This is a genomic window from Pseudomonas stagnisoli (genome assembly GCF_048595745.1).
Lineage (GTDB): Bacteria > Pseudomonadota > Gammaproteobacteria > Pseudomonadales > Pseudomonadaceae > Aquipseudomonas > Aquipseudomonas alcaligenes_A.
In genome coordinates, this window is the sequence record NZ_CP184361.1 from 214,948 (window position 1) to 239,982 (window position 25,035).

Annotated in this window: 19 protein-coding genes and 1 pseudogene; 12 read left to right on the forward strand and 8 right to left on the reverse strand. The window is 66.4% G+C overall.

Annotated features, from left to right (window positions below; translation table 11 throughout):
- The first annotated feature begins 9 nt into the window (after positions 1 to 9).
- Positions 10 to 1,362 (forward strand): DUF1329 domain-containing protein, encoded by a 1,353-nt coding sequence (locus ACOAPY_RS00995; protein WP_237045668.1) that lies wholly within the window; start codon positions 10 to 12, stop codon positions 1,360 to 1,362.
- A gap of 22 nt (positions 1,363 to 1,384) precedes the next feature.
- Here the strand turns inward: ACOAPY_RS00995 and ACOAPY_RS01000 are convergent, their stop codons facing one another.
- Positions 1,385 to 2,005 carry a TetR/AcrR family transcriptional regulator gene (locus ACOAPY_RS01000; RefSeq protein ID WP_237045667.1) on the reverse strand — a complete coding sequence of 207 codons (621 nt, stop codon included), beginning with the start codon at positions 2,003 to 2,005 and terminating at the stop codon, positions 1,385 to 1,387.
- Between the two features lie 179 nt (positions 2,006 to 2,184).
- On the opposite strand from ACOAPY_RS01000, the gene ACOAPY_RS01005 reads away from it, so the two are divergent.
- From ACOAPY_RS01005 to ACOAPY_RS01015, 3 genes are read left to right on the forward strand one after another with little or no spacing between them, the layout of a single operon-like run.
- Positions 2,185 to 2,985, forward strand: a complete 801-nt coding sequence (locus ACOAPY_RS01005) for an alpha/beta fold hydrolase (RefSeq protein WP_465154714.1) — start codon at positions 2,185 to 2,187, stop codon at positions 2,983 to 2,985.
- A gap of 55 nt (positions 2,986 to 3,040) precedes the next feature.
- Entirely contained in the window at positions 3,041 to 3,922 is an 882-nt protein-coding gene (locus tag ACOAPY_RS01010; protein ID WP_465154715.1) for an alpha/beta fold hydrolase, read from the forward strand.
- 1 nt (position 3,923) lies between these two features.
- Complete coding sequence (locus ACOAPY_RS01015) at positions 3,924 to 4,289, forward strand: DUF7079 family protein (RefSeq protein ID WP_237045664.1); 366 nt, start codon at positions 3,924 to 3,926, stop codon at positions 4,287 to 4,289.
- Between the two features lie 2 nt (positions 4,290 to 4,291).
- Here the strand turns inward: ACOAPY_RS01015 and ACOAPY_RS01020 are convergent, their stop codons facing one another.
- Positions 4,292 to 4,696 (reverse strand): DUF3301 domain-containing protein, encoded by a 405-nt coding sequence (locus ACOAPY_RS01020; RefSeq protein WP_237045663.1) that lies wholly within the window; start codon positions 4,694 to 4,696, stop codon positions 4,292 to 4,294.
- A gap of 112 nt (positions 4,697 to 4,808) precedes the next feature.
- Here ACOAPY_RS01020 and ACOAPY_RS01025 point away from each other — a divergent pair, with 112 nt between their 5' ends.
- From ACOAPY_RS01025 to ACOAPY_RS01035, 3 genes are read left to right on the forward strand one after another with little or no spacing between them, the layout of a single operon-like run.
- Positions 4,809 to 6,059, forward strand: a complete 1,251-nt coding sequence (locus ACOAPY_RS01025) for a hypothetical protein (protein ID WP_465154716.1) — start codon at positions 4,809 to 4,811, stop codon at positions 6,057 to 6,059.
- 60 nt (positions 6,060 to 6,119) lie between these two features.
- Positions 6,120 to 6,482: a DUF2946 family protein gene (locus tag ACOAPY_RS01030; protein WP_465154717.1), complete on the forward strand. Its 363-nt coding sequence runs from the start codon at positions 6,120 to 6,122 to the stop codon at positions 6,480 to 6,482.
- A gap of 49 nt (positions 6,483 to 6,531) precedes the next feature.
- Positions 6,532 to 7,905, forward strand: coding sequence for a PepSY-associated TM helix domain-containing protein (locus ACOAPY_RS01035; protein ID WP_465156890.1), 1,374 nt, complete (start codon positions 6,532 to 6,534; stop codon positions 7,903 to 7,905).
- A 41-nt stretch (positions 7,906 to 7,946) separates the two neighbouring features.
- Here the strand turns inward: ACOAPY_RS01035 and ACOAPY_RS01040 are convergent, their stop codons facing one another.
- Positions 7,947 to 8,429, reverse strand: coding sequence for an acyl-CoA thioesterase (locus ACOAPY_RS01040; protein WP_465156892.1), 483 nt, complete (start codon positions 8,427 to 8,429; stop codon positions 7,947 to 7,949).
- A 170-nt stretch (positions 8,430 to 8,599) separates the two neighbouring features.
- On the opposite strand from ACOAPY_RS01040, the gene ACOAPY_RS01045 reads away from it, so the two are divergent.
- On the forward strand, positions 8,600 to 9,319 hold the full coding sequence (locus tag ACOAPY_RS01045; protein WP_465154718.1) for a tetratricopeptide repeat protein: 720 nt from the start codon (positions 8,600 to 8,602) through the stop codon (positions 9,317 to 9,319).
- 3 nt (positions 9,320 to 9,322) lie between these two features.
- Here ACOAPY_RS01045 and ACOAPY_RS01050 read toward each other — a convergent pair whose 3' ends face one another.
- The 5 genes and pseudogenes from ACOAPY_RS01050 to ACOAPY_RS01070 form a co-directional block, all read right to left on the reverse strand.
- Positions 9,323 to 10,078, reverse strand: a complete 756-nt coding sequence (locus ACOAPY_RS01050) for an SDR family NAD(P)-dependent oxidoreductase (protein WP_465154719.1) — start codon at positions 10,076 to 10,078, stop codon at positions 9,323 to 9,325.
- A gap of 168 nt (positions 10,079 to 10,246) precedes the next feature.
- Positions 10,247 to 11,886, reverse strand: a pseudogene (locus ACOAPY_RS01055) (ShlB/FhaC/HecB family hemolysin secretion/activation protein).
- 17 nt (positions 11,887 to 11,903) lie between these two features.
- Positions 11,904 to 17,873, reverse strand: coding sequence for a two-partner secretion domain-containing protein (locus ACOAPY_RS01060; protein ID WP_465154720.1), 5,970 nt, complete (start codon positions 17,871 to 17,873; stop codon positions 11,904 to 11,906).
- 197 nt (positions 17,874 to 18,070) lie between these two features.
- On the reverse strand, positions 18,071 to 19,438 hold the full coding sequence (locus ACOAPY_RS01065) for a glutamine synthetase family protein (protein WP_465156894.1): 1,368 nt from the start codon (positions 19,436 to 19,438) through the stop codon (positions 18,071 to 18,073).
- A 110-nt stretch (positions 19,439 to 19,548) separates the two neighbouring features.
- On the reverse strand, positions 19,549 to 20,940 hold the full coding sequence (locus ACOAPY_RS01070; protein ID WP_465154721.1) for an aspartate aminotransferase family protein: 1,392 nt from the start codon (positions 20,938 to 20,940) through the stop codon (positions 19,549 to 19,551).
- A 122-nt stretch (positions 20,941 to 21,062) separates the two neighbouring features.
- Here ACOAPY_RS01070 and ACOAPY_RS01075 point away from each other — a divergent pair, with 122 nt between their 5' ends.
- The 4 genes from ACOAPY_RS01075 to ACOAPY_RS01090 all read left to right on the forward strand — a co-directional run bounded on the left by ACOAPY_RS01075 (position 21,063) and on the right by ACOAPY_RS01090 (position 24,988).
- On the forward strand, positions 21,063 to 21,833 hold the full coding sequence (locus ACOAPY_RS01075; RefSeq protein WP_465154722.1) for an SDR family NAD(P)-dependent oxidoreductase: 771 nt from the start codon (positions 21,063 to 21,065) through the stop codon (positions 21,831 to 21,833).
- Between the two features lie 142 nt (positions 21,834 to 21,975).
- On the forward strand, positions 21,976 to 22,638 hold the full coding sequence (locus tag ACOAPY_RS01080) for a GntR family transcriptional regulator (RefSeq protein WP_465154723.1): 663 nt from the start codon (positions 21,976 to 21,978) through the stop codon (positions 22,636 to 22,638).
- Between the two features lie 74 nt (positions 22,639 to 22,712).
- Positions 22,713 to 24,311, forward strand: a complete 1,599-nt coding sequence (locus ACOAPY_RS01085) for a response regulator (protein ID WP_465154724.1) — start codon at positions 22,713 to 22,715, stop codon at positions 24,309 to 24,311.
- On the forward strand, positions 24,308 to 24,988 hold the full coding sequence (locus tag ACOAPY_RS01090) for a sensor histidine kinase (protein ID WP_465154725.1): 681 nt from the start codon (positions 24,308 to 24,310) through the stop codon (positions 24,986 to 24,988). The genes ACOAPY_RS01085 and ACOAPY_RS01090 overlap by 4 nt, the downstream gene beginning before the upstream one ends.
- Positions 24,989 to 25,035: the final 47 nt, after the last annotated feature.

Below are 25,035 nucleotides of genomic sequence, written 5' to 3' on the forward strand. Positions count from 1 at the left end.
GGGAACGCCATGCACAGTCTGCGAATCACCCTGCTGGCCGCTGCCCTGCTGGCCGCCACCCCGGCCCTGGCCCAGGTCGGCGCCGACCAGATCGCCCGTCTCGGCCAGGACCTCACCCCGCTGGGCGCGGAAAAGGCCGGCAACGCCGCCGGCACCATTCCCGCCTGGGACGGTGGCCTGGCCAAGGACAGCGGCGCCTTCGACGCCAAGGCCGGCTACAAGGACCCCTTCGCCGCCGACCAGCCGCTGTTCAGCATCAGCGCCGCCAATGCCGAGCAGTACCGCGCCAACCTCAGCCCTGGCCAACTGGCCATGCTCAAACGCTATTCCGGGACCTGGAAGCTCAACGTCTACCCAAGCCGCCGCTCCGCCTCCTACCCGGACAAGGTGTATGCCGCGATCAAGGGCAATGCCGCCAGTGCCAGGCTGATCGAGAACGGCAATGGCATCGCCGACTTCAAGGTGGCCACGCCCTTCCCGATTCCACAGTCGGCCCTGGAGGTGCTGTGGAACCATCTGGTGCGCTACCGCGGCGACAGCGTCAAGCGCTACTACGCCCAGGCCGTGCCGCACGCCAGCGGCGACTATTTCATGACCCAGATCGAGGACCTGTTCCTGTTCAACCAGGATGCCGGCGATTACGCCAAGGACAACGGCAACGTGCTGTTCTACTTCCGCCAGTCGGTGCTCGCCCCGGCGCGTCTGGCCGGCACCGAGCTGCTGGTCCACGAGACCGTCAACCAGGTCAAAGAGCCGCGCCTGGCCTGGCTCTATGCTGCCGGCCAGCGCCGTGTGCGACGCACGCCGAACGTGGCCTACGACTCGCCCGGCACCGCCTCCGAGGGCATGCGCACCACTGACAACTTCGACATGTTCTCCGGCGCGCCGGACAGGTATGACTGGCAACTGGTGGGCAAGCAGGAGCTGTATGTGCCCTACAACAGCTACCGCTTCGCGGCCAAAACCAACAAGTACAGCGAAATCGTCCAGCCCGGCCACGTCAATCCGGACCTGCTGCGCTACGAACTGCACCGCGTCTGGCACGTACGCGCCACCCTCAAGGCCGGCCAGCGCCACCAGTACAAGCAGCGCGACATGTACTTCGACGAGGACAGCTACCAGATCCTGGTGGTCGACCATTACGACAATCGCGACAACCTGTGGCGCCTCGGCGAGTCCTACACCATCAACCTGTATGACCAGCCGCTGGTATGGACCAAGGGCGACGCCGTATATGACCTGATCGGCGGCCGTTATGTGATCGGCATATTGTCCAATGAAGAACCGGCGGAGCAGTTCGATATTGCCCTGAAGCCGACTGATTTCACCCCGGCACAATTACGCCGTGACAGTCGTCGCTGACCCGCTTGTATATATAAGTGAGTCAGCGCGGGGACACTTGCAGGTAATTGCAGACCAGTCGCGAAAGTTCTCCCGGGATATGTTCCCGGGGGGTCGTGCCGAGGCTGCCGACCATGGTCAGGTAGTTCAGGCCGGAGAGCAGCATGTGCGCGCTGAGGTCGGCGGCCTGTTCCGGGGCGGGGTGCTGCAGGCTGTCGCGGTGGCTCAGCACGATGCTGGCGAACGCCTGGCCGATGTGGGCGTTGAGCTGGTGGAAGCGCTGGCGGAACTGCGGGTCCATCGAGCTGCGTCGGATCAGCGCGCGGAGCAGGCCCTCGCTGCCGTCGAACAGGCGTGCTACGCCACGGATAAAGGCCTCCACCTGGGCGTCCAGCGGCAGCGGCTGGCGCGTCAGGTCCGCCACCAGGTCATCCACGGCGGAGCGGCTCTGCTCGACGAAGTGTTGGTGTACGGCGTACAGCAGCACGTCCTTGTCGCCGAGCAGGCGGTAGAAGGTGCCGACCGAGGACTCGGCCAGCTGGGCGATCTGGGAGATGCCGGTTTCTTCGAACTGGTTGTTCGCCAGCAGGTCGGCAGCGACGTTGAGGAAGCGCTCCAGAGCCTTCTTGCTGCGTGCCTGGGTGGGGCTGGCGATGCTGTACATGATCAATTCTCGAAACGGCGCTGGTCGATTCTAGGGGGTTTGCCAGGGCAAGGCAAATAACGCGGAAGTGTAAATAAGGCGGGTATTAAAAGTTACCCGCTCGAGCAACTTTGTTTTGCCTGAAAGTTGCTCGAGTAATACCGATTCATTGTCATTCAATAGTGCAGGGAATAACTTTCATGGATTATCTGAACTTGCCCAGTGGCCGTTTCGCCTATGTCCGCCAGGGGCGCGGCAGCCCGGTGCTGTTGTTGCACGGCCTGGGTTCCTCGCTGCTCGACTGGCAGCCGCAGATCGAGCACCTGGCGCAGCACTGCGAGGTGTTCGCCCTGGACGTGCGCGGCCACGGCCAGAGCGAGCCGCTGCGCGCGCCGGTGAGCATGGCCGAGCTGGCCGGCGACGTGGCCGATTTCATCCGCGCGATGGACATCGCGCCGTGCACCCTGGTGGGCATTTCCATGGGTGGCATGCTCACCTTCCAGCTGCTGGCCGACCAGCCTGCACTGGTGCGCGCGGCGGTGGTGGTCAACAGCGCACCGAGCTTTCCGCTCGACTCCTGGAAGATCCGCGCGCAGGTATGGCTGCGCCTGGGCCTGGTGCGCCTGCTCGGCCTGCCGGCGCTGGCGCGGATGCTGGCCGGCAAGCTGTTCCCCAAGCCCGAGCAGCAGGCCCTGCGCGAGCGAGTAGCCGAGCGCATCGCGAGCAACGATCCCACCTCCTACCTGCATGCCATGCGCGCCATTCCCGGCTGGTCGGCGCTGCCGGCGGCGGGGCAGGCCGAGGTGCCGCTGCTGGTGGTCAGTGGTGACCGCGACTACACACCTGTGGATTACAAGCGCGCCTACCTTGCGCAGCTGCGCAATGCCCGCCTGGAAGTGATCGAGGACTCCGGCCACGCCACGCCGCTGGACCAGCCGCAATGCCTGAACCAGCTGCTGCAGGCCTTTATCGCCGAACATTCGCCACCTTTGTCGGCCTGACTCGAGCGAAGCGCGCCGCTAAACTGGCCGCAGTTTCCGCCGTGGTCCTTTCTGCATGCACCTGCTTCCCTGGTCCCATCCCACTTCTGCTGGCTTCACCCTGACGGGTTGGCATAGCCCGCCCAGCGGCAAGCCGCTGCTGCACTTCCTGCATGGCAACGGCTTCTGCGGGCGTACCTATGCGCCGATGCTGGCCGCCCTGGCCGAGCACTTCGACCTCTGGCTGTGTGACGTGCAGGGCCATGGCGACACGGAGCACGGTGGCCGTTTCCACGGCTGGAACCGCAGTGCCGAACTGGCGGTGGAGGCCTTCGAGGCCGGGCGCGGAGTCTACGGCGAGGTGCCGCGCTTCGCCCTCGGCCACAGCTTCGGCGGCGTGCTGACCAGCCTGATCCTGGCGCGCCAGCCGCAGCTGTTCCAGCGCGCGGTGCTGCTCGACCCGGTGCTGTTCAGCCAGACCATGATGGGCGTCATGGCGCTGTCCGAGCTGGTCGGCCTGCACCGGCGCAACGTCATGGCGAAGAAGTCGGCCAGCCGCCGCCGGCATTGGCCGGATCGCGCCAGTGCCTTCTCACTGCTGCAGGGCAAGGGCATCTTCCGTGGCTGGACCGACGCGGCGCTGCAGGCCTATGTCGACCACGCGCTGAAGGACAGCGCCGAGGGCGGCGTCGAGCTGAAGTGCCGGCCCAGCCGCGAGGTGGACATCTTCAGCTCCTTCCCCAGGCGCCTGTGGCCGTCGTTGGCGAAGATCGCCGTGCCGACCTTGCTGTTGTATGGCGACAAGACCTATCCCTTTGTTGGCCAGTCGGCCAGGCGCCTGGCCGGGCTCAATGCCGCGGTGAGCATCGCCGAGGTCCCTGGTGGTCACTGCTTCATGCAGGAACACCCCGAGGACGCCGCCGCGCGAGTCCTGGCCTTCCTCTGGCCCGGAGCCTGAGATGGGCGCCAGTCGCGAGGATGTGTGGCTGGCACTGTCCGAGCTATGGCTGGACAACCAGCCCGACGCACATACCCATCGACATATCGCCCGCGTACTGCTGGCCAGCGGCTTGCCGGCCGAGGAGCTGCGGCTGATCTACCTGGAGGAAGTGGCACCGCTGCTGTGGCTCAACCACTGGAGCGTGGCCGGGGTCTGGGAGGGTTTCGATCCGCTCTGGCTGAACAGTGGCTGCCGGCGCAACCAGGCGCTGCGGGCCAGCCGCTGGCATCGCTGGTGCTGCCGCCTGCTGCGCAGGCCGATGACCTACGCGGCCGAACCGGAGTGGCGCCAGGTGCTGCTGCAGATGGACGAGCTGCGCGGCTGACCTCAGTCGACCCGGCGCTGCTCGTCGCCCTTGGGATGGTCGCGGCGCCAGTCGTCGAGGCGGATCACCTTGTCATCATGCAGCGGTGGCGCCTGGAACGGGTGCGCCGCCAGCTCGATGGCGCCCAGCTGGCGGCCGTACATGCTGATGCTGCCGCTCAGGCGCTGCTCGCCGGTGACGGTGAATTCGAAGCCGTAAATGCGCGCCACGCGACGCTGGCCGCGGCTGTCGCGCAGCAGGGCCAGGCGGCGGAAGGCGACATTGCCATCGAGCAGCTCCACGTCCAGCTTGGCGCAGTGCTGCTTGGCCAGCGCCAGGGCGCGCTCGCGAATGCCATGGCCGCGCCACAGCCAGGCGCAGGCGGTGGCAAAGAGCATGAGCAGCAATACATCCAGCAGGTCGATCATGATGGCTCCGGCGGTTCTGGCCCAAGCTTACCCCATTCGCTAGCTGAGTATTGAGCCGGCGGGCGTATCCCGCTAGGGTGCGCCGGCACGATGAACAGAGGACGTTTTTCCGATGAAGACATGGCAGTTGGCGCTGTTGGCGGGCCTGGTCGGGCTGGGTGTGCTGGCCTGGTCGTGGCTGCAGGATGAGCCCCTCGACACCCGTGCCCAGGCCTGGCTGGAGCCGTCGGCGGAGTCCGCCGAAAGCGCTGCCTATTTCCAGCTGCTGGGCCTGGATGCGCCTGCCGGCCAGGAGCCGCAGGCGGTTGGCCGCCAGCGGGTGCAGGCGCATCGGCAATGGCGTACGCAGCATGACCTTTCCGAGCCGATGGCGGCCGTCGCCAGCGAGCGTATCGAGCTGCCTGGCGCCGAGCTCTGCATGCTGGGCGAGGGCGATTGTGTGCAGCGGCTGCGCGAGGAGCGCGCGGTGCTGGCCGAGCTGCTGGTGCGCCATGGCGAACTGCTGCGGCGCTACGAGACCCTGCTGGCGTTGCAGGACTACCGCAGCCTGAGCCAGCCGAGCATGGACGAGCCGCTGGCCAACTTCACCACCCTCGACCGTGCCAACCGCCTGCGCGCCGCTCAGGCCCTGGCACTGGCCCTCGACGGTCGCGGCGACGAGGCGCTGGCCCTGCTGCAGCAGGATGTCCGCCTGTTGCGTGGCTGGTTGGCGCGCGCCGACCAGCTGATCCTCAAGATGATCCTGGTGCGCCAGCTGGGCAAGGACCTGGACGCCATTGCCGCATTGCATCGCGCCGGCCTGGTGCCCTCTCCCGCGGCACAGCCTGCGCTAAGCGCTGCGGAGCGTTCGCTGGAGAGCGCCATGCAGCGCGAGTTTGCCCTGGTGGGTATCGGACTGCTGACCCTGGTGGGCAACCCACAATTGGCGGCCGAGGTGCAGGTGTCCCGCTGGAAGCTGCACTTGATGTACAAGCCACACATGACGGTCAACGACATGTTCCCGGATTATCAGCGTGTTGCTGCCCATTCGCGGCTGGATACCGCCGCTTTCGTCCGCACACTGACATCGCCACCGCGTCGCGCGCCCAGCCTGTGGTCGCGTGTGCGCAATCCCGTGGGAACCATACTTGGCAGTGTCGCCATGCCCGACTTCAGCAAGTACCTGGCCCGGTTGCATGACCTGGATGCCAAGCTGGCGCTGTTCAATGCCCTGGGGCAGAGCGTGCCGGAGGCCGACAACCCCTACCGGCCAGGCCAGCCGGCGAGCTGGAACGCGCAGCGCCAGGCCTACTGTTTCACTGGCCCGCTGCCGGACGAGCAGGGCATGCGCTGCCTCCCTTGGGCCGCACCGCCGCAGCAATAGCGGCTATGCTTGCCCCTGGGGCGCGCTCGCGCCCCGTTTCCTGCCCAACCGGATAGCCCCTTGAACCCGACCCGCCGCCTACAGAGCACTGCGCGCCTGGCCCTGCTGGCCATGTTCCTGCTGCTGGCTGCGCCGCTGTTCTCGCAGGCCGTGGCGGCCAGCGCCGTGCCGGCCTGGATGAGCGAGATGGCCTGCGGTGATGCCGAGCACGCGCCGCCGTCGCACGATGCGCCCCTGTGGGCGCAATGCGGCTATTGCACCCTGCTGCTCTCCAGCCCGGCGCTGAGTGGCGCGCTGCCGAACCTGGCTGGCGTGGCGCACTTCGCGCTCCACGCGGTGATGGCGCCGCTGTCTGCCGCCCTGGGCGAGCCGGTCATCCCGCACGATGCGCCGCCGCGCGCCCCTCCGCACCGCGTCGTCTGATCCTTTCCACCAGAGGCCGCAGAGCCTCTCGATCCGACCATTGCGGAGTATTCGCGTGAGCAAGCCATCCTTCTACAACCTGGCCTGGCGCTGGCACTTCTATGCCGGGCTGTTCGTCATTCCCTTCATGATCCTGCTGTCGCTGACGGGGATCGTCTACCTGTTCAAGCCGCAGCTGGACCCGCTGATGTATCCCGAGCTGCTCATCGTGCAGCCGGCCGGTACGCCGCTGTCCGCCGACCAGCAGTTGGCGCGCCTGCAGCAGGCGCTGCCGCAGGCCGAGGTGAGCCAGTACCTGCCGCCGACGACAGCCGAGAGCAGCGCGCAGTTCGTCGCCCAGCTCGACGGACGCAAGACCAACCTGTTCATCGACCCCTACAGCGGCGCGCTGCTTGGCCAGCAGGACGCGGCGGACAACCTGCAGGCCATTGCCCGTGCCCTGCACGGCGAACTGCTGATCGGAACCGTTGGCGACCGCCTGATCGAGCTGGCCGCCGGCTGGGGCGTGGTGCTGGTGGTGTCCGGCCTGTACCTCTGGTGGCCGCGCGGTCAGGGTGGTGCTGGCGTGCTGTGGCCGCGCCTGAATGCCCGTGGTCGCCTGTTTTGGCGCGACCTGCATGCGGTCACCGGGTTCTGGGGCAGCGCCGTGCTGCTGTTCATGCTGCTTACCGGCATGACCTGGACCGGCTTCTGGGGCGCGCAGTTCGCCGGCGCCTGGAACCATTTCCCGGCGGCCATGTGGGATGCGGTGCCGCAGTCGGACCTGCAGGCACGCAGCCTCAATACGGCGGCCCGGCAGACCGTGGCCTGGGCGGTGGAGAACACCCCGTTGCCGCAGTCCGACCCGCATGCCGCGCACAACGGCCAAGCTTCCGCCGCGCCGGCTGCGCCCACGCGCATCGGCCTGCAACAGGTCGTCGACACCGCCAGCCGCCTGGCTGTAAAGCCGGGCTACAGCGTCAGCTTCCCGGCCGACGACAAGGGCGTGTTCACCGTGGCCCTGTTCGCCGATGACCCGCGCCATGACGCCACCCTGCACCTGGATCAGTACAGCGGCCAGGTGCTGGCGGACATCCGCTGGGCCGACTACGGCCTGGTGGCGCGGGCGGTGGAGAGTGGCGCCATGCTGCACGAGGGCAAGATGTTCGGCCTGGCCAACCAGTTGCTGATGCTGCTGGCGTGCCTGCTGATCCTGCTGGCCTCGGTCAGCGGCCTGGTGATGTGGTGGAAACGCCGTCCGCAGGGCCGCTTCGGCGTGCCGCCACTGCGCCACGACCTGCCGCTGTGGAAGGGCGGGGTGGCGATCATGTTCGGCCTGGGGCTGCTGTTCCCGCTGGTCGGCGCCTCCTTGTTGCTGATGCTGGCGGTGGACTGGCTCGGCCAGCGCCTGACCCGGCGCGGGGCCGAGGCGGTCGCCGGCTGAAGCGCAGCGCGCCCACTGCGGTGGGCGCGTGATGGCCAGGCTTAGCCCTCATCGTCCAGGGACTGGTAACGCTGCTCCAGTTCCTGGCGAATCGCCCGGCGTTTCTGCGCCAGCAGATAGCGCCGCTTCTCCTCCGCCGATTCCGGCTGCAGTGGCGGGACCGGTTTGGGCTGGCCGTGCTCGTCCATCGCCACCATGGTGAAGAAGCAGCTGTTGCTGTGGCGCACCGAGCGTTCGCGGATGTTCTCGGTGATTACCTTGATGCCGATCTCCATCGAGGTGCGCCCGGTGTAGTTGACCGAGGCGAGGAAGGTGACCAGTTCGCCGACATGCACCGGCTCGCGGAAGATCACCTGGTCCACCGACAGGGTCACCACGTAGCAGCCGGCGTAACGCGCGGCGCAGGCATAGGCCACCTCGTCGAGGTATTTGAGCAGGGTGCCGCCATGCACGTTGCCGGAAAAGTTGGCCATGTCCGGCGTCATCAGCACGGTCATGGAGAGTTTGCTGGTTGCGAGTTCCATCATGTGTCTCATAGGCAGTTTTAAGGTGCTGGCGATGCAGTCCTGCGGGGTCTGCTTGTTGTTATAGGTTCTGCCTGGGTACTTCGCTGTGCCAGCGCGGGGCGCCATGCAAGTTTGTGGCCGGGGACCGCTGGCGCCTCTAGACTGGGGCTTTGTGCCGGAGAACGACCATGCGAACTGCGATTTCCGCCCTTTTTCTGCTGGCTTTCGGTGCGCCCTGCACCGCCGCACAGCAGGCCTGCACCGATGCGGTGAGCTGCAATCGGGTCGGCACGGCCGCCTATCAGGAAGGACGCTCCGCCGAAGCGCTCGAGGCTTTCGTGCGTCAGCTCGGCTTCGCCGAGGATGCCGACGACGGCAAGGCGCAGGAGCTGGCGCTGAACAACCTGATGCTGGCCAGCCTCAAGGCCGGACAGAGCGGCATGGCCCGCGCCTGGATGCAGCGCGCGCTGCGTGCCGGTTTCGAGGGTGAGGCAACCCGCTTCAACCTGGCCAAGGTGGCGGCGGCGGTCGACTATGCCGCGTTGCAGGCTTCGGCCGAGGGGCGCTACCTGCGCTATGCCGGTCAGGGCGGCTGGAGCGTTATCGAAGTGCGGCGCCAGGGCGATGGCTATCGGCTGCAGTTCTACCCGATCCGCGTGGGCCGCGGGCCGCTTGACGACTATGGTCCGGCTGCCATTGGCGAGCTGAGCGGCCGCCTCGAAGGCCAGGGACCTTATTGGCCGGTGCGCGACACCGGGCTGGCCGAGGGCTGCACGCTTGCAGTGCTGCGCGAGAGCCTCGACCTGCGGGTGCTGGAGGTGTTCGGCGAGCGCTGCCAGGAATATGGCGGCGCCGGCATCAGCGTGGCGGGCGAGTACCTCAAGGTCGACAGCCGGCTGGCCGACTAGACCTCACTTGCCGGCCGACAGCCCGAGGTCGATCGCCAGGTCGGCGCCGGTGATGGCGGCCGCGCCCGGCTGGCAGAGGAAGTACACCAGCTCGGCCACTTCGCTGGGCTGGACGAAGCGCGCCTGCTCGCCCTGCGGGTACTTGTCCAGCAGCTCGCGGAAGTAGGCACGCGGGTTGCCGTTGCCGTAACGCTCGGCCTGGAACTGCAGCATGGGCGTGTCGATATCGCCCGGCGACACCGTGTTGACCCGCACGCCATGGGGCGCCAGATCCAGCGCCAGGGTCTTGCCGAGCAGGGTCAGGCCGCCCTTGCTGGCGCAGTAAGCGGCGGCGTTCTGGTTGCCCTGATGGCCGGCATCGCTGGAGATATTGATGATGCAACCGCGGGTTTCCTTCAGGTGCGGAATGGCCGCCGAGCACATGAAGAAGGGCGCCTTGAGGTTGGCCGCCATGACCAGGTCGAAATCCTCTTCGCTGAATTCCTCCACCGGCCCCTCGCGCCAGATGCCGGCGGCGTTCACCAGCGCATCCAGGCGACCGACACGGCCCAGCGTGCGCTCGACCACGTCGCGACAGGCAGCGGCCGTGCGCAGGTCGGCGGTTATGCAGCCAGCCAGCGGCATTTCATGGCCCAGCTGGGCCAGCCCGGCGGCGTTCTGGTCGGTGACCACCACCCGCCAGTTGCCCTGGTGAAAACGCTGCGCCAAGGCGCGACCTAGGCCGCCGGCGGCGCCGGTGATCAGTACGACGGGTTGCATAGAATAAGTCCTGATACGTCCAGTTAAGGGGTACGTAGCGCTATGGTTCTCGGAGCTCGTTTAGGGGGGGCGCTACTAATACGGTGCGGCTGCGCTTTGCACTCTGGCGTATCCGCTTGCCGACAGTGTTCGTGCTAACGGTGTACACCCCGATACCCATTGTGATCGTCAGAATGTCCTTACCACCTGTGCCCAGATGCGCGGAGTCCTGGCTACGTCGCTTTCGGGATCTGCATTTCCAAGGCGCCAGGCGGCGAAGGTACTGACCTGCCATTCCTGAGCGGCCCAGCGGGCGCCTACACCTGCGCCTGAGAGGCTGCGATGGTTGTCTTCCGGCGTCCAGGGCTCCTTGTTGAGCCGAACCTGACCATGATCGAGGAAGGTGGACAGTTGCCAGGCCTCGTTCAAGGCGTAACGCAGCTCCATGTTGGCCAGCCAGCCTTGATCGCCTGATGCCTCGCCCTGCGGATAGGCCCGAACGCCATAGGCACCGCCAAGGTATAGCTTCTCGACGCTGTCTAGGTTGCCGTCGGCCCATTGCGCCTGCAGCTGGGAATAGAGACTGAAGCGATCGCTGAGGCGTTGCAGACGAACCAGGCTGGAATTGATCTTGTGGAATCGGCCGCGAGTGCCGGCTGTTAGGTCATCGCCGCGCTGCGCCTCTGCGCCGTCAATCGTCAGGCTGCCCTGACTCCAGGACAGCGCGAAGCTGTTGACGGCGCCACCCAACAGCGTGTCACGACTGTTGCCGTTAAGCGAAAGAAGAGTCACACGGTCACGTTTGTCGCTTTTTTGGTCGACCAGGTCGACGTCATCCTTGAGGCGCTTGTCATCAAACTGGAGCTGGCCATAGAGGCTGAAATCGCGGGAGCGTACCAAGGGTTGCAGCGCGAAGACGCTGGCGATGCGTGCATTACCATGGGCCTCGATATCTTCGAAGTCCTTACCCAACTGGTAGTCCATGTCCGAGTAGATGCCAGGCCGAACTGAGTTGCCCATGGGCCGAGTGGTAACTGGTAGGCGATTCGTCCATAGCGCTGCTCTTCTTCTGAACCCATAGCGCGTAAGGTCAGACGGTCGCCGAGCCCAAGCGAGTTATTGAAATCAACGGTGGCGCCTAGACGGTATTCGCCGACAAAGCGATTCCCGTAGTTGTCGGCATCCACCGAGCCAGAGATCAGCGGAGCACGCTGTACGTCCACTAGCAGATCAGTGGTCCCGGTGCTGGTGCCGGGACGCAAGGTCGATTTCACTTCAACGCCGGGCGTGTCCTGGAGCAATAGCAGGCTGCGTTCGAGCGTTTTGCCTTGCACTGCGTCGCCTGGCTGCAGTGCCTCCAATGGGGCGATGGCGCTGCCGCGCAGCCCTGCTTGGTCGTTGATCTGCACTTGGCCGTAGCGCCCTTCGAGCACGGCGATCTTTACTATACCGCCCTCGATCTCCTGGGCGGGAAGGTAAGCGCGGGTCAGCGGATAGCCGCGCTCTCGGTAGAGGCGAGTGATGCGGTTGGCAGCGATTTGCAACTGACCAACTGTCAGCTCTCGTCCAGCAAGATCAGCAAGTTGTGCGAGTAGCTCGGCACTGGGCAGAGCCTCATTGCCTTCGAGGATGAATCCATTGACTTGCAGGCGTGGGCCGGCCTCGGCCAGCGGATCTGGCGGTGCGTCAGGCAGGTTGATGTCCAGACGTTGTCTGGCAGGCAACTGCAAGGGGGCCTGATCAACGCTTTGTTGCACCTGGCCGGCATCCGGTGCTGTGGCAGCATGGGCGCTCAGCGTGATCAGAGAGGCGGCAAGACCCGCCAGCATAGAACTCGGACGCAACTTCAGATTCCTTCTGGAAGACGGATACCGCTATCGACGAGGTTCAGCTGCAGACCGGAGGTCTCGACGTCGAAGAGTTTCGGGCTGGTCATCATCAAGGGGCGGGAGGGTAGTTCATCGGTCTGTTGAGCGGTCAACTGTGCCGCTGCGAGCTGCGGATCGACGAGGTTGGCCAACGGGGAGAGGTTGCCAATCACGGTCAGTATGCCGTCCACATAGGTGATGTCGTAGTTGGCCAGCCCGGTGCCTCGGGCATTGCTGGCGACGATGGCGTAGTTGCCGCCGCCAGCATTGAAGACGGAGCCCAGGCTGGTGAGATCCATCCCATTGACCTGATCACCCGCAATCAGGCCCGAGGTGGTGAAGCCACTCAGCGAAGCAGTTTGGCCGTAGGTCTTGTTGGCATTGCTGGCAGTGATGGTCAGCGCCGCCTTGTCGATGGTCAGGGTGCCGTTGCCGTAGGTGATGTCGTAGTTGCTCAGTCCGGTACCCTGGGCGTTGCTGGCAACGATGGCGTAGTTGCCAACGCCAGCATTGAACACCGACCCCAGACTGGTGAGATCCACCCCACTGACCTGGTCACCCGCAATCAGGCCCGAGGTGGTGAAGCCACTCAGCGAAGCAGTTTGGCCGTAGGTCTTGCTGGCGTTGCTGGCGGTGATGGTGAGCGCGGCCTTGTCGATGGTCAGGGTGCCGGCGAGCATCTCGATGTCATAGCCGAACTGGCTGGAATAGAGCCCGCTCGCACGCAGGTTGGCGCCGGTGTAGGTGCCGGCGCTGGCGCTGTTGGCGGTGTAGAGGGCGCTGCCGGAAACCAGGGCCGGGTCGTAGCCGATGGGGAACACCAGGGCACCGGTGCTGCTGGTGGCGCTGCCGTCGTAGGTCTTGCTGGCGTTGCCGAGGTTGACGCTGAGGGCGGTCATGAAGCTGCGTAGCAGCGGCGCGCTGTGACCCTCGTACATGCGCCAGGTGGCGCCGGTGCTGCCGGCATCATCGATGCTCCAACCGGCCGCCACGAAGGGCGCCAGGCGGGTGAGCTGAGTGCTGGTCAGCCCCGATACCCCCGTGCCGTTGCCGGCCCCGACGCCCTGGGCCAGGCCGCTGGTTGTGGTGTTCCAGAAGCTGCCGGTGGCGGTGCCGACATTGCTGCCCACCAGGCCGCCGACCGCGCCGACGCTGGAGCTGGCCGTGCCCGTGGAATAGACACGCAGCAGGCTGCCGTCGTTGAACCCGACCAGGCCACCCGCCGTGGCGCTGCCCTGGGCGCTGCCGGTGGCGTAGCTGTCGCGGATGGTGCCGGTGCTGGCGTTGCTGCCGGCCAGGCCGCCGGCATTAAGGCCGCCGCTGGCGCTGCCCGTGGCCAGGGACTCGCTGAGGGTCCCGGCGTTGGTGCCGACCAAGGCGCCGACGTTGCCCGTACCGGTGACGGCGGTGTCGCTGCTGACCCGCTCGACCACCCCGGTGGCGGCGTTGTAGCCCACCAGGGCACCGGTGTAGCTGCCGCCGGCCACGCTGCCGCCCACCAGGTTGAGGTTGCCGACGTAGCCGGCGTTGTAGCCGAACAGGCCGCTGTAGGTGCTGCCGGGGCGGTTGATGGCCAGGCCGCTGATGCGATGCCCCTGCCCGTCGAGACGGCCGGTGAAGGGGTTGGCCAGGCTGCCGATGGAGAGGAAGCCGGTGCTGCTGTTCCACTGCGCGCTGCTGGAGGCATTGATGTCGTTCGCCAGGACGAAGCGGCTGCCTGCCAGGCTGGTGGAGGCCAGGCCCTGCAGGCCATAGACATCGGTGATGCGGTACGGCGTGGCGAGGCTGCCGTCACCGCCCAGGGCGCGCACGAAGGTGGCACCGGGGCTGAGGCGGAAGTCGGTGACGCTGAAGCTGGGCAGGCTGGTCGCCACCTGGCTCCAGGTGCCGCCGGTGAGATTCAGCACGCCGAGGTTGACGCCCCCGTTGCTGGTCGCGGTTCCGGCAGCAGAGAGGGTCAGGCTGCCGCTGGCGGCGTCGATGCCATCCCCCAGCAGGACGTTGCCGCTATTGCTGGTGCTGAGGGTCAGCCCGGCGTTGTCGCCCCAGGTCAGGCGGTCGGCCACGTTGAGGTTGCCGCCTGCCGACAGCTGGCGGGTGCCGCTGATGCCGAAGGTACCGCCGCTGTCGAGGCTGAGCAGGCCGCCGGAGCTGAGGTTGGTGTCCAGGTTGTAGCTGGCGGCGCTGGCAGCCAGGTAGAGGCCATAGCCGTTACTGGTGAGGGCTGAGAAGTCACTGGACGAGAGGAACGCCAGGTCGGCATCGGCATAACTGCCGCGCGCGGCCAGGTAGCGGCTGCGGGTCGCCGAGAGGCTGCCCTGCCCCGTGGCCAGGCGCGCGGCGGAGCTGTAGACGTCCAGCCCCTGGATGCCGTTGGTGCCGATCACGTCGCCGAAGCCGGCGCCGGTGTCGGCGTTGCCATCCAGGTAGGCGATGGCGCCGTTGGCATCCAAGCCGGCAGCGTCGCTGAGGATGTAGTAGTAGCCGTCCGCCCCGCTGTTGCCGCTGCCGATCGCCACGCCGCCGGATACGGCGGTCAGCGTCGCGCCCGCCAGAGGCGTGCTGCCGCCATTGCTGAACGCCTTGCCGCTGATGGCGATGGGCGTGGTGCTGTAGCGCCAGTTGAAGTACGGGTAGAGGTTGGCGCCGGTGCCCCAGATGGACGAGGAGAAGCCTGACGGCAGCCCGCTCTGGAGCTGCGCAGTGGTGCGCCCGGTGATGCCGTTTACCAGACCACCGGACGCGGCTTGCGACTGGCCACTGGTCTGGGTGTTCCAGTAGGCGTTGCTGATGGCGCCATTGGCGCCGTTGTTGTAGCCGACAAAGCCACCCAGCTGGGTGCCGCCGGCGACGTAGCCGGTGGAGTAGCTGTTGCTGATGGTGCCGTTGACGAAATTGACCCCGGCGAAGCCGCCGATATTGCTCGCAGAGCCCTGGACGATCACCGCGCCGGTGGCGTAGGAGTCGGTGATGCTGCCTTCGTTGTGGCCGACGAAGCCGCCGACCGGTCCCGACGACGCCCTTACCGTGCCGGTGGCGTAGGACTGGCTGATGGAGCCGCCATCGCCGTTGTAGCCGTTGGCGCCCACCAGGCCGCCAACATAGCCGAGGTTGGCGGTCGTGTTGGTGCCGGTGACGTTGCCGGTGGCATAGGAGCGGGTGATGCTGCCGCCGTTGACGTTGAAGCCGACCAGGCCTCCGATCTGGTAGCCAGCCCCGGTGACATTGCCGGTGGCGAAGGCATCGGCGATGGCGCCGCTGTCGTTGGCGCCTACCAGCCCGCCGGTGTTGGCTTCGCTGGTGCTGGTGCCGCTGACCGTGGTGCTGGCCGATGCGTTGCCGAGGGTGCCGCCCAGCATGTAACCGACCAGGGCACCGACGTTGTCTCTGCCGGTGACGTTGCCGCCCACCAGCTTGACGTTGGCCAGGGTCGCGCCGGAGGTGTAGCCGAACAGGCCGACATAGTCGGTGGTCGCGCGGTTGATGGCCAGGCCGCTGATACTGTGGCCCTGCCCATTGAAGCTGCCGGTGAATTGCTGTGTGTTGTTGCCGACCGAGCGGAAACCCGACGCGCCCCACACTTCACCGTAGTAGCCGCCGCTGGCGGCCATGGCGCTGGCCAGGCTCAGGTCGGTGCCCAGGCGGTAATTGGCGTTCAGGTCCAGCCCCATCAGTTGCAGGGCGTGGGGGGTGAAGATGGTCGTGGAGTATTCGTTGCGCAGCATCGGCCGGGTATCGCCTTCGAACATCACCCACATGTTGGTGAAGTCGAAGCCGGTGTAGGCCGACTGATTGCGCACAGCGCTGGTCAGGCCGGTACCGCCACCCAGGGAGCTGGACTGGCCGGTGCTGTTGATGTCCCAGTAGCTGTTGTTGACGGTGATGGTCGGCAGGAAGCCGCCGCCGATCAGGCCACCCGTGGTGGTGTAGCCGGTGACCTTGCCGCTGGCGTAGGTGTTGGTCAGCGTCGCGCTGGAGATCACCTCGCCCAGCAGCCCGCCCGCAAACGCACTGGTGTTGCTGACCGTGGCGGTGACCGAGCCGGTGGCATAGGAGTCGGCCATGGCAATGCTCTGCACGCTGCCCGCCAGCCCGCCCACCACGGTCAGGCCGGTCACGTCGGCGGCAGAGGACGAGTAGCGGATGATGCCGTTGTTCACCGTGCCGGCCAGGCCGCCGACGAAGGCCCCGGAGCCGGAAACGCTGCCGGTCATGTGGACGTTGCTGAGGGTGCCGCCGAGGGTGGCGGCGATGCCGCCGACATTCATCTGGCCGGTGATGCGGGCGTTCGACAGGGTCAGGTCACGGACGTTGCCGCTTACGGTGCGAAACAGTCCGACGTCGCTCTCCAGGCCGCGGTTGATGGTCAGTTTGTCGATGCTGTGGCCAAGGCCGGCGAAGTTGGTGCTCGCCCCATCCAGCGGATTGAAGCCGGCGCCGCCGTTCCAGCCCGCGGTGGCGCTGGCGTCGATGTCGTTGCCCAGGGCGTAGAAGCCTGTGCTGGTGATGTTCTGCAATGCGCCAATGTCATGGATCAGGGTGTAGCCGGTGCCCGCCAGGCTGAGGCTGGCATTGCTGCCGGACAGTGTCACGCGGGCGCCCTTGTTCAGGCTGTAGCTGCCGCTGTAGGACATGGACAGCCCGGCGTTGTTGCCCGTGGCGGTGATGTCCTTGTTGATGATGATGCTGCCGGCGGCGTTGAGCGCCAGCACCGTGTTGGCGCTCCAGTTGATGGGCGCGTCCACGGTGATGTTGCCGGCCTGGCTGCCGCCGACGCCGGTGGTCACCGTCACCCCAGTGCTGGCCAGGGCGTTGGTGAGGGTGGTGACGTTGAGCACGCTGTCGTTGGCGTTGCCGTTGAAACCGCCCATGCCGGAGCTGGTGGCGTTGGAAATGGTCACGTTGTAGGGGTCGATCAGCCACTCGCCGGTCTTGCCCTTGGGCGCCAGGGTGGTGACCTTCACGTCGTCGGCGATCTTTACGTGTGCGCCGCTGGTATCGATGAAGCCACCATTCCCACCGGTTGGCGCGCTGGCATCAAGGGTGCCAGCCACATTCACCACGCCACCGTCGAAATCGCCAAGTAGCAGGATTTTCCCGTTCTTCTGGCCCAGGGTGCGCGCTTCGATGACGCCTGTGTTGTTGACCACGGTCTTGAGTAGAGCATCGCCGGCGTTGGCGGTCAGTACCACCTTGCCACCGTCGGCTTTGATCAACTGACGGTTCTCCACCAGGGCATCGACTGCTGCTTCGTCGACCTGGACATTGAGTAGGCCATCGCCCGCGAAGTCCAGAGTCACAGAATTGCCGGCGGCCAGGGCGACTGTCCCTTGATTCGCGACTATCACGCCCTCGTTGCTGACCTTGCCACCGAGCAGAGCTACTGCGCCGCCATCGGCGTTAATAAGCCCTTGGTTGACCACCCCAGCTGGGCTTCCATCACCCTTGAAGTGGTATTGCCCTTTGTCAAAGTTCTCGACCGATAGATCCAAAGTAGAGGCCACAAGGCCACCCACGTTTACGCTGGCATCTTTGCCGAACACCACCCCGTTGGGGTTGACGAGGAAGACTTTACCGTTGGCATCCAGCTGGCCCATGATCTTGGAGCCGTCGCTACCGACTACCCGGTTTAGGGCGATTGCGTCCTGGCCAGGCTGATTGAAAGTCACCTTGTTTCCAGCGCCGATATCGAAACTCTGCCAGTTGATGGCCAGCTTGTTGCTGGCCTGGTCGATAATCATCTGCTGCGCATTGGGCTGGCTGATGCTGCCACTGCCGGACACCACTTGGCCGCCGCTTGGTAGATCAGCGGCCAAGGCCTGACCTGCCAGAAGTAGGCAGGTTGTAAGCACCGCACCAGATCCCTTGCCGCGTTTGCGGGCGTGTTCGTCGGCCACGCCCCAAGCGCCGTTGCTTGAGTTCCAGACGAGGGAATAGGTGCGATTCATCCTTGCCTTCCTTGTGCGATTTACTAGTCGACCTAGATTGTGCTCACTCCGCAATGACCAGTAAGTCGGTCTGGATGTTCATGCAGGAGCGTGACTGCATAAATGCTATCCAGAACCGTTGTGCGATAGCCAGCCTCTTGGCCGTTCCTGGCATAGAGAATGTGCATTGTGGGGGCGTACTGTAACGTCCATCCGTTTCAAGCGTGGGTCAGGTACCAGCGCCAATCCTGCTCGCCGACTTCACCGACGAACTGACGGAACTCTTCCCATTTGATCGCCAGGAAGATCTTCAGGAAGTCCTCGCCGAGGGCTTCTTTCGCCCAGGCCGACTGTTCCAGGGTGCGCAGCGTGGTCAGCCAGTCTGTTGGCAGGGTCTCGCGGGCCTGCTCGTAGCCGTTGCCGACGATGGCCTCGCCCGGGTCGATCTGGTGCTTGATGCCATGGTGGATGCCGGCGAGGATCGCCGCGGCCGCCAGGTACGGGTTGGCATCGGCGCCGCAGATGCGGTGCTCGACGTGGCGGCTCTTGGCCGGGCCGCCCGGTACGCGGAACGACACGGTGCGGTTGTTCACGCCCCAGCTCTTGGCCAGCGGTGCGTAGCTGTTGGCTTGGAAGCGGCGGTAGGAGTTGGCGTTGGGGCAGAAGATCGCCAGCGCGTCGTTGAGCGTGGCCATCATGCCGCCGATGGCATGGCGCAGCAGCGGCGTGCCGTGCGGGTCTTCGCTGGCCATCAGGTTGTTGCCCCGCTCGTCGGCGAGACTGACGTGCATGTGCAGGCCGCTGCCGGCCAGGTCGCCGAACGGTTTGGCCATAAAGCAGGCGATCAGTCCGTGCTTGTTGGCCACGCCCTTGACCAGGCGCTTGTAGCGGATGCCCTCATCGACCGCCTGCAGGGCGTCGAAGCGGTGCTCCAGGGTCAGCTCCAGCTGGCCGGGGGCGTACTCGGAAATGGCCGTGCGTACCGGCAGGCCCTGGGCCTCGCAGGCGCTGTAGAGGTCGTCGAGGAAGGCCTGCTGCTGTTCCAGTTCCAGCACGCCATACACCTGCGGCGCCTGCGGGCGTACGCCGTTGGCCTGCACGGCCGGTTGCGGGCGGCCATTGGCGTCGCGGTGCTTGTCCAGCAGGTAGAACTCCAGCTCCACCGCCATCACCGGGTGGTAGCCGTCGGCCTTGAGGCGGTCGATGGCGCGCGCCAGCACATGGCGCGGGTCGCCGGCGGCGGCCGGCGCGCCCTGGGTCGGGTGCATGCTCACCTGCACCTGGCCGGTGGGGGTGGCACGCCAGGTCTGCAGGGTCAGGCTGCCGGGGATTGGGTACGTCCAGCAGTCGGCATCGGCGACTTCCCAGACCAGACCGCTTTCCTCGACGTCCTCGCCCTGGATGGTCAGCGAGAGGATGGAGCTGGGCAGCGGGCGGCCGTTTTCGTAGATCGCCAGTAGCTCGTCGCGGTGCAGCAGCTTGCCGCGCGGGATGCCGTTGGCGTCGATCAGGATCAGCTCGATCAGGCGCACCTCGGGGTGCTGGGCGAGGAAGTCGCGGGCTTCCTGGGGGTTGGCAAATTGCATCATGGTGTCCTTTGCTGTGCTCCCCTCTCCCACTAGTGGGAGAGGGGCCGGGGGAGAGGGAAGGGGCTGTTGCCCTCTCCCCAGCCCTCTCCCGTAAACGGGAGAGGGAGTTAAAGCCGCGCGCCGGGAATGGCCAACAGCTCGGTGATGGCCTGGTCCAGCATGCTGATCAGCTTGTCCACATCCTCCGCCGTGGTGCTCGGGCAGCACAGGGTCATGTTGTGGAACGGGGTGATCAGGATGCCGCGGTTGATCAGGTACAGGTGGATGGCCATCTGCAGCTCATCGTGGAAGGCGGCTTCGGCCTCGGCGCCGGTGCGTGGCGAGACCGGGCAGAACTGGAATTCGCTGCGCGCGCCCAGCTCGGTCACCGACCACTTCAGGTCGTGCTTGGCGATCAGGCTGCGGAAGCCATCGGCCAGGCGCTTGGCCAGCGGCAGCATGTGGTCATAGGCCGCCTGCGTCATCACCTGTTCCAGGTTGGCGCGCATGCAGTGCATGGCCAGGGCGTTGGCCGACAGGGTGGTACCCATGCCGCTGTGGCCGTGGCCGTGGCTGTCTTCTTGGGCCTGCTTGCGCGAGGCGAGCATCTTCTCGGCCATCTCGGCGCTGCAGCCGAAGATGCCGCAGGGCACGCCGCCGGCGATCGGCTTGCCGACCACGAAGAAGTCCGGGTCGAGGTTCCACAGCTTGGTGCAGCCACCGATATTGGTGGAGATGGTGTGGGTCTCGTCGATGATCAGCAGGCTGCCGTACTTGCGCGTGAGCTCGCGGCACTTCTGCATGAAGCCCGGGTCGGGCAGGACCATGCCGATGTTGGTCATGGCCGGCTCGCACAGCAGGGCGCAGACGTCGCCCTTGGCCAGCGCGGCTTCCAGCGCCTCGACGTCGTTGAACGGAATCGAGCGGCTGTACTGGGTCAGGTCATAGGCCTGGCCGACCAGGCCGGAGCGGTGTACGGTTTCGCCGTCGCGGTAGCGCACCATCACATCGTCCACGGTGCCGTGGTAGCAGCCGTCGAACACCAGCAGGGTTTTCTTGCCGGTCACGGCACGGGCCCAGCGCAGCACGTAGCGGTTGGAGTCGGTGGCGGTGGCGGTGACCTGCCAGAACGGCAGGCCGAAGCGCTCGGCCAGCAGCTCGCCGCAGACCACGGCGTCTTCGCCCGGCAGCATGGTGGTCAGGCCATTGTTGGCCTGCTCGGCGATGGCCTTGGCCACCGGGTCCGGCGAGTGGCCGAACATGGTGCCGGTGTCGCCCAGGCAGAAGTCGATGTATTCGTGGCCGTCGACGTCATAGAAGCGCGCACCCTTGGCGCGCTCGACGAACAGCGGGCAGGGGGTCGACCAGTCGGCCATCCAGTGCATCGGCACGCCGGCGTACAGGGAATTGCGCGCGCGCTCGGCAAGGGCGACGGATTTCGGGTTGCGCGCCAGGAACAGTTCGCGCTCGCGGGCGGCGAAGGTTTCCACGGCGGAGGGGCTGATACCGCTGGCAGTCATGTTGAACACCTCGTTCGAATTTCTGCACATGCTATTTTGTGATCACAGAAATGGCAATAGCTCCATTTTTGAGCGATTTTATCTAATATCGACTTAAATTTGTGATCACAAAAGGCTTATCCATGAACATGAAAGGGCAAGTGGCACTGGTCAGCGGCGCCGGCAGCGAACAGGGCATCGGCATGGCCATCGCGCGGCGTCTGGGGCTGGCGGGAGTGCGGGTGCTGGTGACCGCCAGCAGCGCGCGTATCGAACAGCGCGCCGCCGAGCTGCGCCAGGAAGGTATTGAAGCACGTGCCTGGATCGCCGACCTCACCGACGAGCAGCAGGTCGCCGAACTGGCCGCCTGGGCCGAGACGCAGTGGGGCCGGGTGGACATCCTGGTGAACAATGCCGGCATGGCCATGCAGGGTAGCCCTGAGCCTTTCGCCGAGCTGGCGCAGATGGACCTGGCCACCTGGCAGCTGTCGCTCACGCGCAACCTGACCACCGCGTTCCTGCTCACCCGTGCCGTGCTGCCGGGCATGCAGGCGCGTGGCTACGGGCGCATCGTCAACATCAGTTCGACCACCGGCACCCGCGGCAGCAATGTCGGCGAATCGGCCTACAGTGCGGCCAAGGCCGGCATGCTCGGCCTGTCGATGGGGCTGGCGCTGGAGGTGGCCAAGCAGGGCATCACGGTCAACAGCGTGGCGCCGGGCTGGATCGGCACCGGCTCCTCCACCGACGAGGAGCGGCATGCCGCCGAGTACACGCCGGTCGGGCGTGCCGGGCGCCCCGAGGAAGTGGCGGCGGCCGTGGCCTTCCTGGCGTCGCCCGAGGCCAGCTACATCACCGGCGAGGTGCTGGTGGTGGACGGCGGCAACTGCCTGATCGAAAACAAGGCGCCCTGAACTGCCCGTACGTCACTCTTCCCCGGCTCGCCGGCCTCTAGCAGAATCGCCGAGCCCTCTATTTCGAACTCCGGAGACCACCATGCGCAATTGCCTGCTCACCCTGTCCCAGCTGCCCGCGCCGCCACGGAGCCTCTGAACCATGGCCGACAATCTGCAGGAACAACTCTACCAGCGCATTCGCGAAGGCCTGCTTGAAGGGCGTTTCCAACCCGGTGAGCGCCTGAAGATCCGCGACCTGGCCGCCGCCTGGGGCACCAGCCCGATGCCGGTGCGCGCCGCGCTGCAGCGCCTGGTGGCCGAGGGCGCCCTGGAGGGCGAGCCGCAGCGCTCGGTGCGCGTGCCGGCAATGACCCGCGAGCGCTACCAGCACATCTTCCAGGTACGCCTGGGCCTCGAAGGCCTGGCCGTGGAACTGGCCACGCCCAACCTCACCGCCGCCGACCTGGCCGAGCTGCGTGACTGTGTGCAGCGCATGGACCAGGCCATCGAGCAGCGCCTGGCGCAGGACTACCTGGAGGCCAACAGCCGTTTCCACCTGCTGCTCTACGGCGCCTGCGGCAACCCGGTTTTGCTGCGCTCGATCGAATCGCTGTGGCTGCAGATCGGCCCCTTCTTCAACCGTCTGTTCACCGGTGCCGACCTGTCGCTGCGGCTCAACGACTTCCACGAGGAGGCCTTCGCCGCCATCGAGGCCGGTGACGCCAAGGCCGCGCGCCAGGCCATGGAACAGGACCTGATCTACTTCGCGCGCTTCCTCCTCAACCTGTTGGAGCTGGAGCAGCGGCCGGTGTCGGCGCGGTAGTCGGCGGGCCTTCGCCGGTGCGCTTCCTGTCTTACACTGGAGGCGAGTCCATCCCCGCGCCCAAGGATTGCCCGATGCAGGATTACAGCGACAAGCGCTTTCTGGTGGTCGACGACTTCAATGACTTCCTCAGCTCGGTCAAGGCCATGCTGCGCGAGATGGGCGCGCGCGACGTGGATACCGCCAACCGTGGCGAGGAAGCCATCGCCATGTGCCGGCAGAAGCGCTACGACATCATCCTCCATGACTACAACCTGGGCGCCGGCAAGAACGGCCAGCAGGTGCTCGAGGAGCTGATCGCCGCGCGGCTGATCAGCCACCAGTGCATCTTCGTCATGGTGACCGCCGAGAGCAGCCAGGCCATGGTCCTCAGCGCCCTGGAGCACGAGCCGGACGCCTACCTGACCAAACCCTTCAACCGCGCCAGCCTGGCCCAGCGCCTGGACAAGCTGATGGAGCGCAAGGCGCTGCTCAAGCCGGTGTTGCAGGCGCTGGACAAGCAGGACCCCAGCGCGGTGCTGAACGTCTGCGACAGCCTGGCCCAGCAGGACAAGCGCCTGCTGCCGCTGTGCCAGCGCTACAAGGCCGGCGCCCTGCGCAGCCTGGGGCGCGGCGAGGAGCTGGAGCGTCTGCTCAATGCGGTGCTGGCCGAGCGGGCCATCCCCTGGGCCTACCAGGCCCTGGGCGCCCAGTTGCTGGCCCGCGGCGAGCATCTGCATGCCCGCCAGCTGTACGAGAAGGCGCTGCAGGCCTTCCCCATGCAGCCCGGGCTGTACGACGGCCTGGCCGCCGTGCTGGACGCCCAGGGCGAGCACCAGCGCGCCCAGCAGGTGCTGGAAGACGCGGTGCGCCTGTCGCCCCTGGCCATTCGTCGGCAGGCTCAGCTGGGCAAGCTGGCCATGCGCAACGAGGATTTCGCCAGCGCCTCCAAGGCCTTCCGCAGCGCGGTCGAGCAGGGCAAGAACTCGCGCTTCAAGAGCCCGGAGAACTACCTGGGATTGAGCCAGGCGCTGATTTCCGGGGCGGGCGAGGAGGCTCTGGACAAGCGTGCCCAGACCGAGATCAACCAGGCCCTGGCCGAGCTGGACAGCCAGTTCGCCGAGGACAAGGCGCTACGCCTGCGCTCGCGCCTGATGCAGGCCAGCAGCCTGCGCCAGTGCGGCGATGTGGCGCGTGCCACGCAGCTGGCCGCCGAGGTCGCGGCCGGCGTGGAGCAGCTGGGCGAGTTCTTTTCCGCCGACGCCGCGCTGGCGGTGGCCGGTCAGCTCAAGCAGCTGGGCCAGGCCGGTGCCGGCGAGGCGCTGCTGAAGAGCTGCGTGGCAATCTACGGCGATGATCCCGAGGTGCTGCGGGGCGTGGCGAAGCTGACCAGCGACCCGGCCATCCTCGGTGGCGCCAAGGAGGCGGTCGAGCTCAACCGTCAGGGGGTGCGCGCCTACCAGTTGGGGCGCCACGCCGATGCCCTGGAGCTGTTCCGCCGCGCGCTGGCGCTGCAGCCGAAGAACATCAGCATTGCCCTCAACACCGCCCAGTCGCTGCTGCGCCAGGGCGAGAGCGACGAGGCGCTGCGCGAGGAATGCCGGCAGTGCCTGGACGCGGTGATCATGATCCCGCCCGGCGATGCGCGCTACGAGCGCTATCAGCAACTGCGCCTGCGGGCCTTCGGCGCATGAGCGGGCTGGACTTCTCCACGGTGATCGCCTCCACCGTGCACGACATGAAGAACTCGCTGGCCATGCTCGGTCAGGCCCACGCGCAATGGCTTGCCCAATTGCCGCCGGAGCTGCAGGGCGGCACCCAGCGCGGGGTGATCGAATACGAGTTCGCCCGCCTCAACGGCATGCTGGTGCAGCTGCTCGGCCTGTACAAGCTGGGCGTCAACCAGCTGCCGATGCGCCCCGGTTACCACGAGGTGGAGGATTTTCTCCAGGCGCAGCTGGCACGCCATGACGAAGTGCTGCGCAGTCGCGCCATCGTGGCGCGCTGCGAGGTGGCGGAGTTCGACCTGATGGGCTTCTTCGACCAGGAGCTGCTCGGCTCGGTGGTGGCCAACGTCATCGCCAACTCCATCCGCTACGCGCGCAGCCAGCTGCTGATCGCCGCCCGCGAAGAGGATGGCGAACTGCTGCTGAGCATCAATGACGACGGCGCCGGCTACCCGACGGCCATGCTGGAGCACCAGGGCGACTACGTGCTGGGCCTCAACCAGAGCAGCGGCAGCACCGGCCTGGGGTTGTACTTCGCCGCGCGCATCGCCGAGCTGCATCAGCGCCAGGCGCGCGCCGGGCGTATCGAGCTGCGCAACGGCGGGCCGCTGGGCGGCGGCGAGTTCCGTATCTACCTGCCCTGAGTGGATGGGCGCCGATGGTGGCGCTATCGCGTTAGTTAGCTTCTTTT

Excerpts from the sequence above, each read along its gene's own strand:
- ACOAPY_RS00995 (WP_237045668.1), top strand. The coding sequence starts at position 10 with ATGCACAGTCTGCGAATCACCCTGCTGGCCGCTGCCCTGCTGGCCGCC.
- ACOAPY_RS01000 (WP_237045667.1), bottom strand. The coding sequence starts at position 2,005 with ATGTACAGCATCGCCAGCCCCACCCAGGCACGCAGCAAGAAGGCTCTG.
- ACOAPY_RS01005 (WP_465154714.1), top strand. The coding sequence starts at position 2,185 with ATGGATTATCTGAACTTGCCCAGTGGCCGTTTCGCCTATGTCCGCCAG.
- ACOAPY_RS01010 (WP_465154715.1), top strand. The coding sequence starts at position 3,041 with ATGCACCTGCTTCCCTGGTCCCATCCCACTTCTGCTGGCTTCACCCTG.
- ACOAPY_RS01015 (WP_237045664.1), top strand. The coding sequence starts at position 3,924 with ATGGGCGCCAGTCGCGAGGATGTGTGGCTGGCACTGTCCGAGCTATGG.
- ACOAPY_RS01020 (WP_237045663.1), bottom strand. The coding sequence starts at position 4,696 with ATGATCGACCTGCTGGATGTATTGCTGCTCATGCTCTTTGCCACCGCC.
- ACOAPY_RS01025 (WP_465154716.1), top strand. The coding sequence starts at position 4,809 with ATGAAGACATGGCAGTTGGCGCTGTTGGCGGGCCTGGTCGGGCTGGGT.
- ACOAPY_RS01040 (WP_465156892.1), bottom strand. The coding sequence starts at position 8,429 with ATGGAACTCGCAACCAGCAAACTCTCCATGACCGTGCTGATGACGCCG.
- ACOAPY_RS01045 (WP_465154718.1), top strand. The coding sequence starts at position 8,600 with ATGCGAACTGCGATTTCCGCCCTTTTTCTGCTGGCTTTCGGTGCGCCC.
- ACOAPY_RS01050 (WP_465154719.1), bottom strand. The coding sequence starts at position 10,078 with ATGCAACCCGTCGTACTGATCACCGGCGCCGCCGGCGGCCTAGGTCGC.
- ACOAPY_RS01060 (WP_465154720.1), bottom strand. The coding sequence starts at position 17,873 with ATGAATCGCACCTATTCCCTCGTCTGGAACTCAAGCAACGGCGCTTGG.
- ACOAPY_RS01065 (WP_465156894.1), bottom strand. The coding sequence starts at position 19,438 with ATGCAATTTGCCAACCCCCAGGAAGCCCGCGACTTCCTCGCCCAGCAC.
- ACOAPY_RS01070 (WP_465154721.1), bottom strand. The coding sequence starts at position 20,940 with ATGACTGCCAGCGGTATCAGCCCCTCCGCCGTGGAAACCTTCGCCGCC.
- ACOAPY_RS01075 (WP_465154722.1), top strand. The coding sequence starts at position 21,063 with ATGAACATGAAAGGGCAAGTGGCACTGGTCAGCGGCGCCGGCAGCGAA.
- ACOAPY_RS01080 (WP_465154723.1), top strand. The coding sequence starts at position 21,976 with ATGGCCGACAATCTGCAGGAACAACTCTACCAGCGCATTCGCGAAGGC.
- ACOAPY_RS01085 (WP_465154724.1), top strand. The coding sequence starts at position 22,713 with ATGCAGGATTACAGCGACAAGCGCTTTCTGGTGGTCGACGACTTCAAT.
- ACOAPY_RS01090 (WP_465154725.1), top strand. The coding sequence starts at position 24,308 with ATGAGCGGGCTGGACTTCTCCACGGTGATCGCCTCCACCGTGCACGAC.